This window comes from Pseudomonas sp. ENNP23, assembly GCF_001728945.1.
In the GTDB taxonomy this organism is placed as follows: domain Bacteria; phylum Pseudomonadota; class Gammaproteobacteria; order Pseudomonadales; family Pseudomonadaceae; genus Metapseudomonas; species Metapseudomonas otitidis.
In genome coordinates this window covers 1-16,867 of sequence record NZ_LYSP01000025.1, presented here as the reverse complement: position 1 = coordinate 16,867, position 16,867 = coordinate 1, and the positions used below count along the sequence as shown (strand labels likewise).

Here is a 16,867-nt window from a genome sequence, read left to right as displayed (position 1 = left end):
GTACGACTGAAGTCGAAAACCCGACTTGATCACCCGGGCAACTATCATTCAAACGTGTGACTGATCATCCACTGATCAAATCGGAAAATTCGGCCGATTTTGTCCTACAAGCTGGCTCGATTTGTCACTCAAAACCACACCTTGAGCGATGGCCAACTCACACCTTCTCCGTACGGTCAAGGAAAATACGACGCCCTTCACGCTTTTTACGCCTAAGAAGGGGACCAATTATTCCCATGAGTAACAAAAAAGTGTTACCGGCAGTTTGCCAGTAACACTTTCCAGAGGGAGGAATCCGACACGGAGGGGCAAGCCCTCCTCGGATCAGGCGAGGCTCTTGCTGACCACCTCGAAGACATCGCTGGACAGCTCGCCAGAGGCGAGGATGCGCTCCAGCTCGGCACGCATCAGGGCCTGCCGGGCCACGTCGTACTTGCGCCAGCGGGTCAGCGGCGCCAGTTGACGCGAGGCGATCTGCGGGTTGAGCGCGTTGAGGGTGATGACGTGGTCGGCAAGGAAGCGATAACCCGCACCGTCGGCCCGGTGGAAGTTCACCAGGTTCTGGTTGGCGAACGCCCCGATCAACGCACGCACCTTGTTGGGGTTCTTCAGGGTGAAGGCCGGGTGGGCCATCAGCGCCTGCACCCGCTCCAGCCCGCCCGGCAGGGTGCAGCCGGCCTGGACGCTGAACCACTGGTCCATCACCAGCGGATTGTCCTTGAAGTAGTCGGCGAAGCTCGCCAGCGCCTTGGCCTTCTCGTCCTCGAAGCTGGAGTTGACCAGCACCGAGAGTGCCGTCAGGCGTTCGGTCATGTTGTCGCAAGCCTCGAACTGCTCCAGGCAGGCCTGGAGAACCTCGGCCTTGCCACTGAGCATCAGGTAGGACAGCGCGATGTTCTGCAGGGTGCGGCGGGCAAAATGTTCAGCGAAGGCGACATAGGGCGTCTCGCGCGAGAGGGCGCGATTGGCCTGGTAACGCGCCAGCAGCTGCGGGAACAGGGCATCACTGATCGAACGACGGGCGAACTCGCGGGCCGCGTGGATGGCGTCCACATCCGCCACCTCGCTGATCTCGGTCAGGTAGGCCTCGCTGGGCAGCGACAGCATCTCCGCCACCATCGCCTGGTCCAGGGCCTGGTCCTCCAGCAAGGTACGGAAGGCATCCAGCAGGCGGCTGTCCAGTGCCAGTTGTTCGCCACGCTGGTGCTGCCCGATCAGCTCCTGCAGCACCTGCACGGAAAGCTGCTGGCCGGCATCCCAGCGGTTGAAGCCGTCGCTGTCGTGCTGCATGAGGAACATCAGTTGATCGCGGCTGTACGGGAAGCTCAGCTTCACCGGCGCGGAAAAACCGCGGAGCAGGGATGGCAGCGGCTTTTCCGCCACGTCGACGAAGGTGAAGGTCTGCTCGGCCTCAGTGACGGCGACCACCCGGTTGGCGCCCTCGGCCTTCGCCTCGCCCGCCAGGCGCAATGGCAGGTCGTTTCCGGCGGCGTCCAGCAGCCCCAGCTCCACGGGGATGACGAAGGGCAGCTTCTCGGTCTGACCGGGGGTGGCCGGGCAGCTCTGGCGGAAGGTCAGGCTGTAGGTCCTGGCGGCGGCATCGTAGGCGTCCTCGACCACCAGGCGCGGGGTGCCGGCCTGGCTGTACCAGCGCTTGAACTGGGTGAGGTCGACGCCATTGGCGTCCTCCATGGCCTTGACGAAATCGTCACAGGTCACGGCCTGGCCGTCATGGCGCTCGAAGTACAGGTCGGTGCCCTTGCGGAAGCCCTCGGCGCCCAACAGGGTGTGGATCATGCGCACCACTTCCGAACCCTTCTCGTAGACGGTCAGGGTGTAGAAGTTGGAGATCTCGATGAAGGAGTCCGGGCGCACCGGGTGGGCCATGGGGCCCGCGTCCTCGGCGAACTGGTTGGTACGCAGGAAGGCCACGTCCTCGATGCGCTTGACCGTGCGCGAATTCATGTCGGCGGAGAATTCCGCATCGCGGAACACGGTGAAGCCTTCCTTGAGCGACAGCTGGAACCAGTCGCGGCAGGTCACGCGGTTACCCGACCAGTTGTGGAAGTACTCGTGGGCCACCACCGCCTCGACGCGCTGGTGGGCAGCATCGGTGGCAGTTTCGGCACGGGCCAGCACGCAACTGGAGTTGAAGATGTTGAGCCCCTTGTTCTCCATGGCGCCCATGTTGAAGTCGTTGACCGCGACGATCATGAAGATGTCCAGGTCGTACTCGCGGCCGTAGACCTCCTCGTCCCAGCGCATGGACCTCTTCAGGCTGTCCATGGCGTGCTGAACCTTGTCGATGTTTTCCGGCTCGACATAGATGCGCAGGGTCACGTTGCGCTGGCTCATGGTGGTGAACACGTCTTCCACACACCACAGGTCGCCCGCTACCAGGGCGAACAGGTAGGCCGGCTTCTTGAACGGGTCCTCCCAGGTCGCCCAATGGCGCCCGCCCTCCCCGGCCCCGCTGGCCACCGGGTTGCCGTTGGACAGCAGCACCGGGTAGCGATGCTGCTCGGCACTCACGGTGGTGGTGAAGCGGCTCATCACATCGGGGCGGTCGAGGTAGTAGGTGATCTTGCGGAAACCTTCGGCCTCGCACTGGGTGCAGAACATCTTCCCGGACTTGTACAGGCCTTCCAGCGCGGTGTTGCTCTCCGGGTGGATGCGCACGGTGCTGTCCAGGGTGAACTGCTCGGCAACCGGCTGCAGGGTCAGGTGGCTGTCGGTCAACTGGTAGTCGGCGGCGCCCAGCTCGCGGTCATCCATGGACAGCGACAGCAGTTCCAGTTGCTGGCCGTCCAGCACCAGCGCCGGCAGGGTGCCATCGGCACGCTCGGGGTTCCGGCGCATCACCAGTTGGGCATGGACCAGGGTGTGGTCCTCGTGCAGCTCGAAGGTCAGGGCGGTCTCGTCGATCAGGTAGTCCGGCGCCTGGTAGTCCTTGAGGTGGATGACGTTCGGTTGCTCGGTTCGCATGCTTGCCTCTCCGGTTCAGCGCGGGCTCGTGGCCCGCCTGCGCATGGTTGGATTGCTGCCTGCCAGTGGCTCAGCCTTCGCAGCTGGCCGCGACCTGGTAGGACGTGAACTTGCGGATGTTGATGACGCCGGTGTCGAGGATCAGGTACTGCCCCTTGATGCCGCGCAAGGTCCCTTCCACCACTGGCGTCTTGTCCAGGTCGAGGCTCACCACCTTGGTCGGGTAGGCCTCGACGGGGTAACGGATTTCCAGCGGCTCGACGTCATCGAGCGGCTGGATGGCCTGGAGGCCGAAGCGCGATTGCAGGGCCTGGAGGCCCTCGCCACAGGTGTCGAACAGTGCCTCGCGCACTGCGAGCAGGTCGAGCGCCTCGGCCTCACCCTTGAGCAGCGCGCGCCAGTTGGTGCGGTCCGCCACCTGGGTGCGCAGCAGGTCCTCCACCAGGCCGGACTGCTGGCGCGTGGCGACCCGCAGGATGGGCAGCGCCTGGCGGGCGCCCTGGTCGATCCAGCGGGTGGGCACCTGGCTGGCGCGGGTGATGCCAACCTTGATGCCCGAAGAGTTGGCCAGGTAGACGATGTGGTCGGTCATGCAGAACGACTCGCCCCAGCTCGGCTCGCGGCAGGTGCCGGCGTCGTAGTGGCAGCGCTCCGGGCTCATGATGCAGGTGTCGCACTGGGCCAGCGAGGTGAAGCAGGGGTAGCAGTAGCCCTGACTGAAACTCTTGCTGGTCTTTCGCCCGCAATGGCTGCAATGGATGCCGCCGAGGTATTCCAGGCGGATGCGCTTGCCCAACAGCGGGTTCACCGACACCTGCTCATCGCCCAGGCGGAAGGCGTACTGCACCACCGGGTCGCCCAGTTGCACCGACATCTTGCTCAGCGCACCGCGCCCCAGCTCCAGCATGGTTTCAGCCCCCATCAGTGGATGGAGTCGGATTTGAAGAGGATGTTCGGCACGGGCTCGGACTTGGAGCTGCAGACCTGCGGGCCCATGTACCCGGTGCGCTGGTCTTCCGGCAGATTCTTGGCCTCCCAGGCGATGATGGCCTGCAGGCTCAGCTCCTTCTGCTCCTCGGTGAGCTTGCGACCATCGGCCCACTTGCCGATTTCAACGGCGAGCTTGAGGCTCTGGTAGACATCTTCGGTGATGTTGCTGATCAGTTGGGCGAAAGACGACATGGCATGACTCGCTGCATTCGTTCGGGGGAACAAGGAGCGGCATTCTAGCAGCTCGCAGCGAGCGCCAGGCGAGGCCGCCCGAGTCCCGATCTAGCGGCGCAAGCGGGCCAGCAGGCCGCCGATCAGGCCGGTGGCGCAGCCCGCCAGCAGGCCGCCCACGTGGGCACCGTTAGCGATTGCGCCGAATCCCAGCAGGCTGACCACGCCAGACAGGCACACCACCAGCCACACCAGCATCATCACCATCACCCCCGGCGGCAGCCGGTAGGCCGGGCACGGCGCCAGGCGCTGGAACAGCCAGCAGTGCCCGAGCAAGCCATAGAGCACACCCGACAGGCCACCGAACAGGCTCGGCCCGCTCACCCCGTACTGCACCAGGTTGGACACCAGGCTCAGCAGAAAGGTGAGCCCCAGCAGCATCCAGCCGCCCTGGCGGTATTCGATGCGCCGCCCCAGCTCCCACACCCACATGCCGTTCATGGCCAGATGCAGAATGCCGAAGTGCACCAGCATGGGCGTCACCAGGCGCCACCATTGGCCGGCCTGCAGGCTGTCGGCCAGCGGGGTGAAGAACACGTAATCGCCTTCCACGCGGAAGTCGAGGAAGGTCAGCCAGCTGACGGCCTGGAGGTTGTCACCCAGCGCCGTCACACCGGCACAGACCAGGGTCACCAGCAGCAGGGCCACGGTGAAAGGCGTGGCCTTGAGCCGCGCCCCCCAGGACTCGCGTACCGGCTCGGCCAGCGCGTGCCCCAGCACGAACTGAGGATCACCCTGGGGGAAGCGCGCATACAGGCTACGCACCTGCTCCGCCCAGTCTTCGCCGGGCACCCAGAGCACCTGCTCCTCGCGCTCCTCGCTGACCCGGTGCGGCACCTCCAGGCGCTGCAGCAGGGTGACGAATCCACTCAAGTCCACCGAGGCCGGCAGACGCATCGCGGCCACCACCGTCATCGGGGCTCCTCCGGGCGTTCCACCTCGACCCACACGAACTTCGCGGGGTCCAGGTGCAATTCATCGTCCAGCCGGTAGGCCACCAGCTTGCCGTACATCACGGCGCTGTAGTCCAGGCAGGCCAGGTTGGGGCGCAGCGGCGCCGGGCGCCCACGGCGCCAGTAATGCCCGACGAACAGCAGCGGCTCGTTGACGCCGTAGCTGAGCAGCGCCGAGCGGTGGGCGTCGGAGAGCGGCTGCCGCGCCACGTCTTCCGGCAGCGCATCGGGCTGGAAGACCACGTCGCCGTATGTACGCGGGTTGTCTTCCCAGAACTTGGTGCGGAACACCGAGCGGGTGAAGCCATCGCTGCCGGTCAGGGTCATGCCGCCGGGCAGTGGCAGGTCGGTCCCCCGCAGCAGGCGCTTGAACACCCGCTCGGCGAAGCCACCGCGCTCGGCCGAGGCCCGGATGAAGGCGGCGTCGATCCGTCCATCCGGGTAGTCGCGGCGCACCGCCTCGATCAGGTCGTGGTCCCAGCAGGCATGCACCAGGCGGAAGCGGCCACCGTCGATGAACAGCGGCAGGTCCTGGAACCAGCGGAGGAAATCCTGCCAATCGCCGGGGTGGCCCTCGAACTGCTCGAGGGTCTCCTTCAACAGACGGGTATGCCGTTGCGTGTGGTCGTGTACGAAGGCCCGGCCACTGCCGGCCGGCGCCGGCGTCACCCAGCCGAGGGCGTTGTATTCATGGTTGCCCATGATGCAGCGGGCCTGGCCCGCCTCGACCATGGCGTGGACCAGGTGCAGCGCCTCGCGGATGCGCGGCCCACGATCAATGAGGTCACCGAGGAACAGGGCCATGCGCCACGGGTGGCGCCAGACATCGCCCTGCTTGCGATAGCCCAGCCGATCCAGCAGGCGCTCCAGGGTGTGCGCACACCCATGGATGTCGCCGATCAGGTCGTAGCCACGCCCGGCGTCCAGTTCCATCAGTCGCCACCACCCAGGCGGCTTCCCCAGCCGAGCTTGGTGCGGCACACCTCGTAATAGTTGTGGTCGAGCGGGTGGATCAGGCGCAGCTTCTGCGGCTTCTTGCGCACCGTGATGGTGTCGCCGGGGGCGCAGGTGAAGTGGTTCTGGCCATCGCAGGACACCAGCGGATAGATCTGCAGGTTGGGCGAGACCACGATCTTCAGCTCACTGGTGCTGTCCACCACGATGGGCCGGCTGGACAGGGTGTGCGGGTACATGGGCACGACAACGATGGCATCGAGCTTCGGGTGCATGATCGGCCCCCCGGCGGACAGCGCGTAGGCCGTGGAACCGGTGGGCGTGGCGATGATCAGGCCGTCGGCCTTCTGGGTGCAGACGAACTGGCCGTCGATGTGCAACTCGAACTCGATCATCCGGGTCGACTTGCCCGGGTGCAGCACCACGTCGTTCAGCGCGTCGCCCTGGCCGATGGCCTCGCCGTGCTGGCGGCGCACCTCGGCCTCCAGCAGGAAGCGCGTCTCGACGCTGTAGTGGCCGTCCAGCACCTCGGCCACCTTCACCTCCAGCTCATCGGGCTTGATGTCGGTGAGAAAGCCCAGGCTGCCACGGTTGATGCCCAGCACCGGGATGTTGTGGCGAGCCAGGGCGCGGGCGGCGCCGAGCATGCTGCCGTCACCGCCGACCACGATCACCAGGTCGCAGACCTCGCCAAGGATCTTCCGCGACGACGTCTGCAGGCCGTGGCCAGGCAGCACCTCGGCAATGGTGTCCTCGAGGATCACGTGGAGGTGGCGATCCAGCAGGAATCGCTTCAGGCGGCGGATGGTATCGAGCACATGGGGGCTCCCCAGGCGTCCGATGATGCCGATATTGCGGAATTGCTCCATGGGGCTCCAGCAAGGCTCTACGACGGGAGGAAATGCCGGCGATTATGGGCGAAAGCCCCTGGCAGCGGCAAACCGCTGCTCGACTATGCTGCCTGCATGACGCCCCTCCCCACCCTCACCGACCTGCCCCGTCACCTGCACCACCCCGCCGTGCGTGACCTCGCCTGGGCACTGCTCGCCCCACCCCTGCTGGCGCGCCCGGGGCTGACCCAGCGGCACCCGCTGAGCGCCTCCGAGTGGGCCGCCGCGCCCCACCGGCTGGAAGCCTGGTTGCAAAACCTTGAGCAGGCGCCGCAACCGCTGGAAGCATGGCTCGCCGGCCTGACCTCCAGCCGCCTGGGGCTTCGCTTCGAGCGGCTTTGGCAGTACGCCCTGGCGCAGGCACCGGGCGTGCGCCTGCTGGCCAGCAACCTGCCGGTGCGCCAGCAAGGCAAGACGCTAGGGGAAATGGACCTGCTGCTGCAGGACGACCACGGCATCCACCATGTGGAGCTGGCCATCAAGCTCTACCTCGGCCCCCAGGCAGGGGGCGGGCATGACGCGGAGCACTGGTGCGGCACCGATATCAGCGACCGCCTCGACCTCAAGCTCGCCCACCTGCGCGAGCGCCAGTTGCCCCTTTCCAGCCTTGCTGTCAGCCGCTCTGCCCTGGAGAGCGTCGGCGCCTGGCCGGCCCAGGCATCGGCCTGGCTGGGCGGCTACCTGTTCTACCCCTGGCCTGAAGGGTGCGCAGCGCCGACCATCGCCAGCCCTGGCCACAACCGCGGCCTGTGGCTGCATCGCCGCCACTGCCAGGCCCTCATCGACCAGCATCCCCACGCCCGCTGGTACCCCCTGCCCCGCCCGGACTGGCTGGGCCCGGCGCAGGTAGCGACCGAGCAGGCCTGGCCACGGACACAACTGATGCAATGGCTGGCTGCACAGCCACCCGGCGGGCCGCCCTGGATACTGACAAGGCTGGCGCCGGAGGGCTCCCACTGGCGGGAGGTGGAAAGAGGGTTGGTGGTGAACGACGACTGGCCCGCGACGGGCTGAGCCCGCCGCAGCGACCGGTCAGCGACTGCGCTCGGTGCGCCCACCGGAACGGGCCAGGTAACCGGCACCGCTCTCGCACAACAGCGCATCGCGTTGCACCGCCGGCAGCGCGTCCAGGCCATCCCGCAGGGCGTAGGCGCGGAACCCCAACTGGGACAGCAGGAACACTGCGCTTGCGCTGCGCTTGCCGCTGTCGCAATAGCAGAGGTAGTCCCGTGATGGATCAAGCAGGCGCGTCTTCAGCCGCAGCAGATGCAGCGGCATGTTCAGCGCTTCGGGGGCATGGGCCCGCTCGTATTCGTCCTGCAGGCGCACATCCAGCCATTGGCCACCTGCCGCCAGCAGGCGCGACGCCTCACCGAGGGACACCTCGTCCACCACGGGGGCACGCAGGAGGGCGAAGAAATCCTGGCGGTCCAGGCGCATCACCACCCCGTCCTCCAGCAGGGTGACACTGGCGTTGCGCGGCCGGTCGGACAGCAGCGCCTCCTCACCGAAGCAGGCCCCCACCTCCAGCTCCGCCAGCACCTGGTGATCACTGCCGGTCCCACGGATCACCTCCGCGCGGCCCTCGCGGAGGAAGTAGCAGCAATCCCCTGCCTCGCCTTCGTGCAGCACCTCGCTGCCCGCCGGCAATTCGATCCGCTGCAGCCGCCCGACCATACGTTGGACGTTGGCCGGCGGTACCTTGCTGAACAGCGGGTTCTCCAGCAGGCGCTCCAGCCATTCGACGTCATCGCTGTCCATCTGCAGCAACAGGTCCTGGTAGGCGGAACGCCAGGTGATGAGGCGCGCGAGGGTGGCGCTGTCGATCGCCAGCACGCTGACCTCGGTGAGTGCCACAGCCTCCTGCAGACGCGGCAGGCTTGGCGAGAGCGGGTGGCAACTGGCTTCGCTGCCGGCCACCAGGCGGATTTCCGCCCCCGAAGCGTCCCGCAGCAGCAGCTCGCCGGCCAGCAGGTAATAGGTCAGCCGGGCCTGGTCACCACGCCGGAACAGCACCTGACCCGCCAGCAGGGGCTGGGGCACCAGTTGCCCACGCAGCTCCCGCCACTGCTGCTCGGAAAGCGCATTGAGCGGTGTCAGGCTGCGCAACTGATCCGGATTGAGCGGTTCGGTCATCGATTGATTTCCAGAGCGTCGGCGGAGGTGGAAGTGTAGCCAGCCAGGAGATGCAGGCGCGTTGAAAGGGCGCGACGCCCCTGCAGTCCACCGGTGTGCAGCAGGACGATCCGACTGCCGGCAGCAAGGTAACCGGCCTCGATCTGCTGGCGCAACGCCAGCAATGCCTTGACGGTGTAGAGCGGGTCCAGCTCGATGCCACCCTCGGCCTCCCAGGCGAGCATGGCGCGGGCCAGCTCGGCGTCGACCCGGCCGAAACCGCCTCGGCTGGCGTCCAGCAGGCGGTACCCGCCATCGGCCACACCCACCTCGTTCAGCAGCGCGCAGACCTGCTCCGCCACGCCGTGGTCCGCCGGCACCGCCAGGGCCCCCACCACTGGGTGGTGGCCAGTCTCGCCGAGCACCAGCCCGGCCAGGGTGGTGCCGGTGCCGACAGCGGTCCACAGCGCGTCGTAGTCGGCCCAGCCCAGTACCGGCAACTGCCGTTGGATCATCGCCACCAATGGCGCGCAGCCGAGGGCGCCCGGTAATCCGCCACCGCCCTCGGGTACCGGCATCAGCGCGGGGTAGCGGGCCTGCCAATCGTCCCAGAAGCCCGGCGCATGGCGGGCCCGATAGCCGCCATAGCCCAGCCAGTGCAGGGTCATGCCGAAACGGCGCAGGTCCGCGACGGTCGGGGTGTCCTGGGGGGTGCCACGCAGCAGGCCCACGGTGTCGAAGCCGAAGCGCTGGCCAGCCGCCGCCACCGCATGCAGATGATTGGAATGGGCCCCGCCCAGGGTCATCACTCCATTGCAGCCGGCAGCCGCCGCCCGCTGCAAATGGGGCGCCAGCTTGAACCACTTGTTGCCGCTCACCAGCGGGTCGATGCGGTCGAGGCGCAACATGGCCACCTCGACGCCCGCACGCTCCAGCCAGCCCAGGCGCAAGGGTTCGAGGAGGGCTTGCGGGTTCCAGTCGGGAGGCGGCAATGGCACGGCAGGGCTCGCTCGGAAAAGGCGCGGAGCTTACGGCAAGCGCCACGCCATGGCGATCAGCTCACCGTGCGCAGACGGGCCGTGGCCTTGTGGCGGGCACAACAGTTGGAATCGCCCACCACGAAGCGGCTGGGCGTGTCCACCCGGTCGATGGGCATGCCGCAGCGCTCGCCGCTGGGCAGGGACGCTTCGCAGGTGGGCTGCTGGTAGTGGGCCAGCCACTGGCGGTACTGCGCCTCGGAGACGAAGCACTTGGCCGCCGCGTAGGCGTAGGGGTTGTCCTGGTAGCGGGCAATATCCTGCAGCGGGATGGTCAGGTGGCCGGCGCCCGGATGGTAGACCACGAACACAACGCCCAGGCGGGCCAGGCGTTCGAGGATCTGGTCGCCGCCCTGGTTCACCAGTTGCTCGCGCTCCTGCTTGAGGCGGTCGATTTCCTGCTGCAGCTGGGTATCCAGCTCGTTGCGGTAGGCCAGCTCGACGTCGCGGATGGCGATCTGTTCCTTGTAGTCCATGACGGCCGCGGCCACCTTGGCCTGCAGCTCGCCTTCGAACTGGGAGCGGAGAATGTCCACCTCGGTGCGCCCGTGGCGTTCCAATGCACGCAGTTGCTGGCTCATCTCCTCGCGGGACTTCTGGAAGCCTTCGGCCTGGACCTGCAACTGACGCTTGAGGTCGGCGTTCATCTCCTGCTGCTGGCGCAGCTCCAACTGCAGGGACTCGATGGTCTGCTGCTGTTCGCGCGCCTTCTCCTCGGCGGCCAGGCGGTACTTGGCCAGGGCCTCTTCGTTCTGCTGGCCGAGGCTGGCGATGCGCAGGCGCTGCTGCTTGATCAGTTGCGCGGTCTTGAGGCGGTGCTCCTGCTCCAGTTGCTGCGCCAGCTTCTCGGCCATTTCGGCGGCGGCATCCGGCGGTGCGTACCACTTGTCCTCCGGCGCCATCTGCAGGCGCTGGGGCTCGACCACCTGGGGCGCGTCCTCTTCCACCATCAGGCCGAGGGCGTTGCGGCGCACGGTGTCGCGAACCAGGGCCAGATCGTTCTGGCCGGGGGCGAGGCTCGGGTCCCACATGTGCATCTGGTGCCAGGAGACCGGGCACTGGCTGCGGCAGGCGAGGCGGATGGGGCCGGCGCCCAGATCGGGGCCGCGCCCGGCGCGTTCGGCCAGGTGGCGCAGGGGCATGTTCCAGCCGGTGTCGGCCTGCCCTTTTTCGTCAAAGTCGAGGTAGAAGAAGACCAGCGAGCGGACCATCAGGCGCGGGTTGATCAGGACGTAGACCAGGCGCATCTGCTGGTCGGCGAACTCGGGCATGTTCACCACGCCATCGAGCATCGCCTCGAACTCGGGGAAGAGCATTTCCTTGCAGATGCCCCGTTCATTGAAGAACAGCACGGCCTCAACCATCTGCGGCTTGTTCTGCATGCTCATCGGGTTTACCTCTGGCCAACGCGGTGAGTCCCAGGTGGGACGGGCGACTTCCTTGTCGGTAAAACGGGGCCTTTTTGACAGGCGCACCGGCTGATCGTCGGAGTCTAGGGTAAAAGCCGAGGCGGGCAATGTGACTGGGTTGGCACTCGTCCGGCCCCTGGCGAGAGGCGGACGAAGTGCACGGCTGTTTTGTGATGGGGTTGGAGAGTTTCAGCCTTTCAGGGTGGCGAGATAGGGTGCCAGGCGCCGCCCCATCTCCTCGCCGAGGGCCGCCAGGCCGCTCATCGGGCGCACCATCACCTCGAATTCGCGGATCAGGCCCTGCTCGTCGAAGCGGATCATGTCGATGCCCTTGAGGTCACGCCCGCCCACCCGCGCACTGAACTCCAGCACCACGTTGAGGCCATCGTCGCTGACCAGTTCGCGGTGGTAGGCGAAGTCCTGGAACACCTGCAGCACGGTATTGAGGATGAGGTTGACCGCCTGCGCGCCCGGGTAGGGCGTGTGGGCCATGGGCGAGCGGAACACCGCCTCGGGGTGCAGCAGTTCGGGCAGGCGGCTGAGGTCCTGGCTGGCGATGAACTGGTGCCAGCGCTGCAGGCTGGCGGCCGCGGCAGGGTTGAGTCGGGCGTCGTGGGACATCGGCTTCTCCTTGTTTTTATCAGCCTATTAAAGAGAGCGCCCCGCACGAGGCGGGGCGTCTGTCGATCAGAGTTCGGCGGCGAGGCGCGAACCCTGGTTGATGGCGCGCTTGGCGTCCAGCTCGGCGGCCACGTCGGCCCCGCCCACCAGGTGCACGGACTGCCCGGCAGCCACCAGGCCCTCGTGCAGCTCGCGCAGCGGGTCCTGGCCGGCGCAGACGATGACGGTGTCCACCGGCAGCACCTGGGGCTCACCCTCGGCGATGCGGATGTGCAGGCCGGCGTCATCGACCTTGAGGTACTCCACCGAGTTGAGCATCTGCACCTGCTTGTTCTTCAGGCCGGTGCGGTGAATCCAGCCGGTGGTCTTGCCCAGGCCGTCGCCCACCTTGGATTTCTTGCGCTGCAGCAGGAACACCTGGCGGGCCGCCGCATGGGGCTGCGGTTTGACGCCGGCGATGCCGCCACGGGCTTCCAGCGCGCCGTCGATGCCCCACTCCTTCCAGAACGCCTCGCGGTCGAGGCTGGTGGAGGTGCCCTGGTGGGTGATGAACTCGGAGACGTCGAAGCCGATGCCGCCAGCGCCGATCACCGCCACGGTCTGCCCCACCGGCTTGCGCTCGAGGATGGCGTCCAGGTAGCCGATCACCTTCGGATGGTCGATGCCCGGAATGGCCGGGGTGCGCGGAGCGATGCCGGTGGCCAGGATGATCTCGTCGAAACCGCCCTTGACCAGGTCCTCGACGCTGACGCGGGTGTTCAGGCGCAGGTCGACACCGGTGGTTTCCAGCTTGCGCTTGAAGTAGCGCAGGGTCTCGTAGAACTCCTCCTTGCCCGGCACGCGCTTGGCCACGTTGAACTGGCCGCCGATCTCGGCGGCCGCGTCGAACAGGGTCACGCTGTGGCCGCGCTCGGCGGCGACGGTGGCACTGGCCAGGCCCGCCGGGCCGGCACCGACCACGGCGATCTTCTTCACCTGGGTGGTGGGGATGTAGTTCAGCTCGGTTTCGTGGCAGGCACGCGGGTTCACCAGGCAACTGGTCAGCTTGCCGCCGAAGGTGTGGTCCAGGCAGGCCTGGTTGCAGCCGATGCAGGTGTTGATCTCGTCGCTGCGGCCTTCGGCGGCCTTGTTGACGAAGTCAGGGTCGGCGAGGAACGGACGGGCCATGGACACCATGTCGGCGTCGCCTTCGGCCAGCACCTGCTCGGCCACTTCCGGGGTGTTGATGCGGTTGGTGGTGATCAGCGGGATCTTCACCTCGCCGCGGAGCTTGGCGGTGACCTTGGTGAAGGCCGCGCGCGGCACCTTGGTGGCGATGGTGGGGATGCGCGCCTCGTGCCAGCCGATGCCGGTGTTGATGAGGGTGGCACCGGCAGCCTCGATGGCCTTGGCCAGGGTGACGATCTCGTCCCAGGTGCTGCCGCCTTCCACCAGGTCCAGCATGGACAGGCGGTAGATGATGATGAAGTTCGGGCCCACGGCCTCGCGCACGCGGCGGACGATCTCCACCGGCAGGCGCATGCGGTTCTCGTAGCTCCCACCCCAGCGGTCGGTGCGCTGGTTGGTGTGGGCGGCGAGGAACTGGTTGATGAAATAGCCTTCGGAGCCCATCACCTCGACGCCGTCGTACTCGGCCTTCTGCGCCAGTACGGAGCAGCTCACGAAGTCCTGGATCTGCTTCTCAATACCCGCCTCATCCAGCTCGTGGGGCTTGAAGGGGTTTATCGGCGCCTGGATGGCGGACGGCGCGACGGACTTGGGGCTGTAGGCATAGCGGCCGGCGTGGAGGATCTGCATGCAGATCTTACCGCCCGCCTCGTGCACGGCGCGGGTGACGATGCGGTGCTTCTCGGCCTCCTCCTCGGTGGTCAGCTTGGCCGCACCGGAGTAGACGCCGCCCTCCTCGTTCGGGCCGATGCCGCCGGTCACCATCAGGCCGACGCCGCCACGGGCGCGCTCGGCGAAATAGGCGGCCATGCGCTCGAAGCCGTTGGGCTTCTCCTCCAGGCCGGTGTGCATCGACCCCATCAGGGTACGGTTGCGCAGGGTGGTGAAGCCCAGATCGAGGGGCGCGAGCAGGTGCGGGTAAGCGGCCATGGGGTGGGATCTCCAGCAGACTTTTTCTATCACGGGTGCCACGGCCTCACTGGCTGTGGTCGGTTATGGGCCAGACGATAGTCAGCGATACGAAGCCGCTCAATGATCGAAAGTGACAACTTACTGATCCAAGCGCGCAGCGGCCCTTGGCAATCCGAGCCCGCTCCCCTACCCTGGCCGGCACCTTCACGATGACCGAGCCGACATGCGCAAACTGCTCTACACCCTCGCCTGTGCCCTGCTGGCCGGCCTGCTGGTGGCCTACTCGCTGTGGACCGACCAGCGCCCTGTCGGCCATTACCTGTCGGACCTGCGCAGCGAAGTGGCGATCAACCAGGGGCAGCCCGGCGAGCGCGGCAACCTGCTGGGCATCCAGCCCGAACTCTTCGCCGCCGACTACCAGAGCGTGGAGCGCCTGCGCCTGAAACTGGCCGCCTACCTGGGCAAGGCCCGTGACCAGGGCCTGCTCAACGAGCGCACCATCGTCGTGCTGCCCGAGCATATCGGCACCTGGCTAGTGGCCGCCGGTGAGAAACCCCAGGTCTACCAGGCCCACCACCTCGATGAGGCGATGCTCTGGCTGGCCGCCGCCAACCCCCTGCGCCTGGTCCGCGCCCTGGCCGGCGGCCACGGTGACGACCGCTTCACCGACGCGGTCTTCCGCATGAAGGCCCGGCGCATGGCCGACGACTACCAGGCGCTGTTCGGCGGCCTGGCCAAGGATTTCGGCGTGACCCTGGTGGCCGGCTCCATCCTGCTACCCGCGCCCCGAGTCGAAGGCGGCGCCCTGCAGGCCAGCGACGGCCCGCTTTACAACGTCAGCCTGGTCTTCGACAGCCACGGCCTGCCCATCGGCCAGCCGCAGCCGAAGCTGCACCCCGACCACCATGAGCGCGCCTACACCCAGGCCGGCCCGATCGCCAGGCTGAGCGCCGTTGACACTCCCACCGGCCGCCTGGGCGTCCTCCTCGGAGAAGACGGCCGCAGCCCCGAAGGCCGGGAGGCCCTCGCGGAACAGGGTGCGGAGCTGCTGGCCTACCCGGCCTTCGCTCCCGGCAACGGCAGTTGGGATCGTCCACTGGCCGGCGGCGCACACGCCTTGGATCTCTGGCGTGAACAGCTGCACGCCCCCCATGCCCGCGCGACGCTGGCGGTATTCCTGCGTGGTCAGTTGTGGGACCTGGGCAGCGATGGTCGCAGCCTGGTGGGCACCGCCACGGACACGGCGGTGGCCGATACCGGGCGCGGCGCCAAGCTGGTGAACATCTGGCTATGAAGGCGCCCCGGGTCAAACTGGGGGACCTGTCCGTCGGCTTCGTGCAGAACCTGGCGGAAACCCTGCGCGCCCACGGGCATGACCCGGTGCCGCTGCTGGACCAGTACGGCCTGGACGCCGCGCGCCTGGCCGAACCCCGTGGCCGGCTGTCCATCCCCCGCTACATGCGCCTGGGCCACGCCGCCAGCCAGTTGCTGGACGAACCCGCCCTGGGCCTGGCCATGGGCCGCCTGGGGCGCTTCAGCCAGTTGGGGCTGGCCGGCGTCACGGCTGAACAAGCGCCCAACGTGCGCGAGGCGGCCCGCACGCTGACCCGCTTCGAGCCGCTCTATGCACAGAACTACCGGGGCCAATCGAGCTTCCACGAGGACGCCAGCGGGGTCTGGCTGCGCTTCTATTCCATCAGCCCGTATAACGCCTACAACCGCTTCGTGGTGGATTCGGTGCTGGCAAGCTGGGCCTGCCAGCTCGGCCATCTCGCGGGCCGAGCGCTGCAGCCGGAACGAGTCGAGATCGAATTCCCCGCCCCGACTTACGCCGAGCGCTACGGCGAGCTGTTCGGCTGCCCGGTGGAGTTCGGCGCCGCCACCAACCAGTTGCGCCTGTCGAGGGACACCCTGGCCCTGCGCAACCCGGCCCACTGCCCCAGCACCTGGCGCCAATTGCTGGAACTGTGCGAGCGCGAGCTGGAGCAACTGACCCGCACCCGGAGCCTGCGCGAGCGCATCGCCCAGTTGCTCGGCCCCCTGCTCCACGGGCGCGAACCCGACCTGGAAGAGGTCGCGGCGCGCCTGCAACTGCCCACCTGGACCCTGCGGCGCAAGCTCGCCGAGGAAGGCACTCAGTTCCGCAGCATTCTCAACGACACCCGCCGCGACCTGGCCATGGCCTACATACGCGACACCGAACTGGCCTTCGGCGAGATCGCCTACCTGCTGGGTTTCGCCTCCGCCGAGGCCTTCCAGCGCGCGTTCAAGCGCTGGAGCGGCAACACCCCCGGCGAATTCCGCCGCGCCCAACGCCAGGTCGGCTGATCACAGTTCGGTGGCGTCATCGGCGGGCTCGGGCAGGTCGCGCTCGCAGGCATGCAGGTCGAGCAACTCCTCTTGGTAATCGTCCATCTCTCACCCTCCAGACGGCCCCGTGCGGGCCCCTTTGGGAGGTAACGAACCGGCTGAAGCGAAATCCAGGAATCCCCCATCCAGCGCACACCATGGCACCGGGGCCGTGCAGCGGTTCGGGAAAGCAAGGGAGCCCAGGCCAACCGGCCAGGCCCCCGGCAGGCCTATAAAAAGGAAGGCAAAGAAAA

General features: G+C 67.2%; 14 protein-coding genes. 3 read left to right on the top strand and 11 right to left on the bottom strand.

Annotated features, from left to right (window positions below):
* Positions 1-324: 324 nt before the first annotated feature.
* From pepN to A9G05_RS15040, 6 genes are all read right to left on the bottom strand, one after another.
* Positions 325-2,985: an aminopeptidase N gene (gene pepN, locus A9G05_RS15065; RefSeq protein ID WP_069561753.1), complete on the bottom strand. Its 2,661-nt coding sequence runs from the start codon at positions 2,983-2,985 to the stop codon at positions 325-327.
* Positions 2,986-3,055: 70 nt separating this feature from the next.
* Positions 3,056-3,892, bottom strand: coding sequence for a DUF2797 domain-containing protein (locus A9G05_RS15060; protein WP_069561752.1), 837 nt, complete (start codon positions 3,890-3,892; stop codon positions 3,056-3,058).
* A 14-nt stretch (positions 3,893-3,906) separates the two neighbouring features.
* Positions 3,907-4,167, bottom strand: coding sequence for a YeaC family protein (locus A9G05_RS15055; RefSeq protein ID WP_044408569.1), 261 nt, complete (start codon positions 4,165-4,167; stop codon positions 3,907-3,909).
* A gap of 90 nt (positions 4,168-4,257) precedes the next feature.
* Positions 4,258-5,121, bottom strand: coding sequence for a rhomboid family intramembrane serine protease (locus tag A9G05_RS15050; RefSeq protein ID WP_069561751.1), 864 nt, complete (start codon positions 5,119-5,121; stop codon positions 4,258-4,260).
* On the bottom strand, positions 5,118-6,092 hold the full coding sequence (locus tag A9G05_RS15045; protein WP_069561750.1) for a metallophosphoesterase: 975 nt from the start codon (positions 6,090-6,092) through the stop codon (positions 5,118-5,120). Before A9G05_RS15045 ends, A9G05_RS15050 begins: the two co-directional genes overlap by 4 nt.
* A complete protein-coding gene (locus A9G05_RS15040) occupies positions 6,092-6,982 on the bottom strand; it encodes an NAD(+) kinase (protein WP_044408577.1) in 891 nt (296 codons plus the stop codon). The genes A9G05_RS15045 and A9G05_RS15040 overlap by 1 nt, the downstream gene beginning before the upstream one ends.
* 96 nt (positions 6,983-7,078) lie before the next feature.
* Here A9G05_RS15040 and A9G05_RS15035 point away from each other — a divergent pair, with 96 nt between their 5' ends.
* Positions 7,079-8,017, top strand: a complete 939-nt coding sequence (locus tag A9G05_RS15035) for a DUF1853 family protein (protein ID WP_069561749.1) — start codon at positions 7,079-7,081, stop codon at positions 8,015-8,017.
* An 18-nt stretch (positions 8,018-8,035) separates the two neighbouring features.
* Here the strand turns inward: A9G05_RS15035 and A9G05_RS15030 are convergent, their stop codons facing one another.
* The 5 genes from A9G05_RS15030 to A9G05_RS15010 all read right to left on the bottom strand — a co-directional run bounded on the left by A9G05_RS15030 (position 8,036) and on the right by A9G05_RS15010 (position 14,282).
* Positions 8,036-9,139 (bottom strand): cyclic nucleotide-binding domain-containing protein, encoded by a 1,104-nt coding sequence (locus A9G05_RS15030; protein ID WP_069561748.1) that lies wholly within the window; start codon positions 9,137-9,139, stop codon positions 8,036-8,038.
* Positions 9,136-10,110, bottom strand: coding sequence for a 1-aminocyclopropane-1-carboxylate deaminase/D-cysteine desulfhydrase (locus tag A9G05_RS15025; protein WP_171902719.1), 975 nt, complete (start codon positions 10,108-10,110; stop codon positions 9,136-9,138). Before A9G05_RS15025 ends, A9G05_RS15030 begins: the two co-directional genes overlap by 4 nt.
* Positions 10,111-10,172: 62 nt before the next feature.
* Positions 10,173-11,543, bottom strand: coding sequence for a chromosome partitioning protein ParA (locus A9G05_RS15020; RefSeq protein WP_069561747.1), 1,371 nt, complete (start codon positions 11,541-11,543; stop codon positions 10,173-10,175).
* Positions 11,544-11,753: 210 nt separating this feature from the next.
* Positions 11,754-12,185, bottom strand: coding sequence for a nuclear transport factor 2 family protein (locus tag A9G05_RS15015; RefSeq protein ID WP_069561746.1), 432 nt, complete (start codon positions 12,183-12,185; stop codon positions 11,754-11,756).
* Positions 12,186-12,251: 66 nt separating this feature from the next.
* Complete coding sequence (locus A9G05_RS15010) at positions 12,252-14,282, bottom strand: NADPH-dependent 2,4-dienoyl-CoA reductase (protein ID WP_069561745.1); 2,031 nt, start codon at positions 14,280-14,282, stop codon at positions 12,252-12,254.
* Between the two features lie 205 nt (positions 14,283-14,487).
* Here A9G05_RS15010 and A9G05_RS15005 point away from each other — a divergent pair, with 205 nt between their 5' ends.
* On the top strand, positions 14,488-15,558 hold the full coding sequence (locus tag A9G05_RS15005; RefSeq protein WP_069561744.1) for a carbon-nitrogen hydrolase family protein: 1,071 nt from the start codon (positions 14,488-14,490) through the stop codon (positions 15,556-15,558).
* Positions 15,555-16,592, top strand: coding sequence for an AraC family transcriptional regulator (locus A9G05_RS15000; RefSeq protein WP_069561743.1), 1,038 nt, complete (start codon positions 15,555-15,557; stop codon positions 16,590-16,592). Before A9G05_RS15005 ends, A9G05_RS15000 begins: the two co-directional genes overlap by 4 nt.
* Positions 16,593-16,867: the final 275 nt, after the last annotated feature.

Excerpts from the sequence above, each read along its gene's own strand:
- pepN (WP_069561753.1), bottom strand. The coding sequence starts at position 2,985 with ATGCGAACCGAGCAACCGAACGTCATCCACCTCAAGGACTACCAGGCG.
- A9G05_RS15060 (WP_069561752.1), bottom strand. The coding sequence starts at position 3,892 with ATGCTGGAGCTGGGGCGCGGTGCGCTGAGCAAGATGTCGGTGCAACTG.
- A9G05_RS15055 (WP_044408569.1), bottom strand. The coding sequence starts at position 4,167 with ATGTCGTCTTTCGCCCAACTGATCAGCAACATCACCGAAGATGTCTAC.
- A9G05_RS15050 (WP_069561751.1), bottom strand. The coding sequence starts at position 5,121 with ATGACGGTGGTGGCCGCGATGCGTCTGCCGGCCTCGGTGGACTTGAGT.
- A9G05_RS15045 (WP_069561750.1), bottom strand. The coding sequence starts at position 6,092 with ATGGAACTGGACGCCGGGCGTGGCTACGACCTGATCGGCGACATCCAT.
- A9G05_RS15040 (WP_044408577.1), bottom strand. The coding sequence starts at position 6,982 with ATGGAGCAATTCCGCAATATCGGCATCATCGGACGCCTGGGGAGCCCC.
- A9G05_RS15035 (WP_069561749.1), top strand. The coding sequence starts at position 7,079 with ATGACGCCCCTCCCCACCCTCACCGACCTGCCCCGTCACCTGCACCAC.
- A9G05_RS15030 (WP_069561748.1), bottom strand. The coding sequence starts at position 9,139 with ATGACCGAACCGCTCAATCCGGATCAGTTGCGCAGCCTGACACCGCTC.
- A9G05_RS15020 (WP_069561747.1), bottom strand. The coding sequence starts at position 11,543 with ATGAGCATGCAGAACAAGCCGCAGATGGTTGAGGCCGTGCTGTTCTTC.
- A9G05_RS15015 (WP_069561746.1), bottom strand. The coding sequence starts at position 12,185 with ATGTCCCACGACGCCCGACTCAACCCTGCCGCGGCCGCCAGCCTGCAG.
- A9G05_RS15010 (WP_069561745.1), bottom strand. The coding sequence starts at position 14,282 with ATGGCCGCTTACCCGCACCTGCTCGCGCCCCTCGATCTGGGCTTCACC.
- A9G05_RS15005 (WP_069561744.1), top strand. The coding sequence starts at position 14,488 with ATGCGCAAACTGCTCTACACCCTCGCCTGTGCCCTGCTGGCCGGCCTG.
- A9G05_RS15000 (WP_069561743.1), top strand. The coding sequence starts at position 15,555 with ATGAAGGCGCCCCGGGTCAAACTGGGGGACCTGTCCGTCGGCTTCGTG.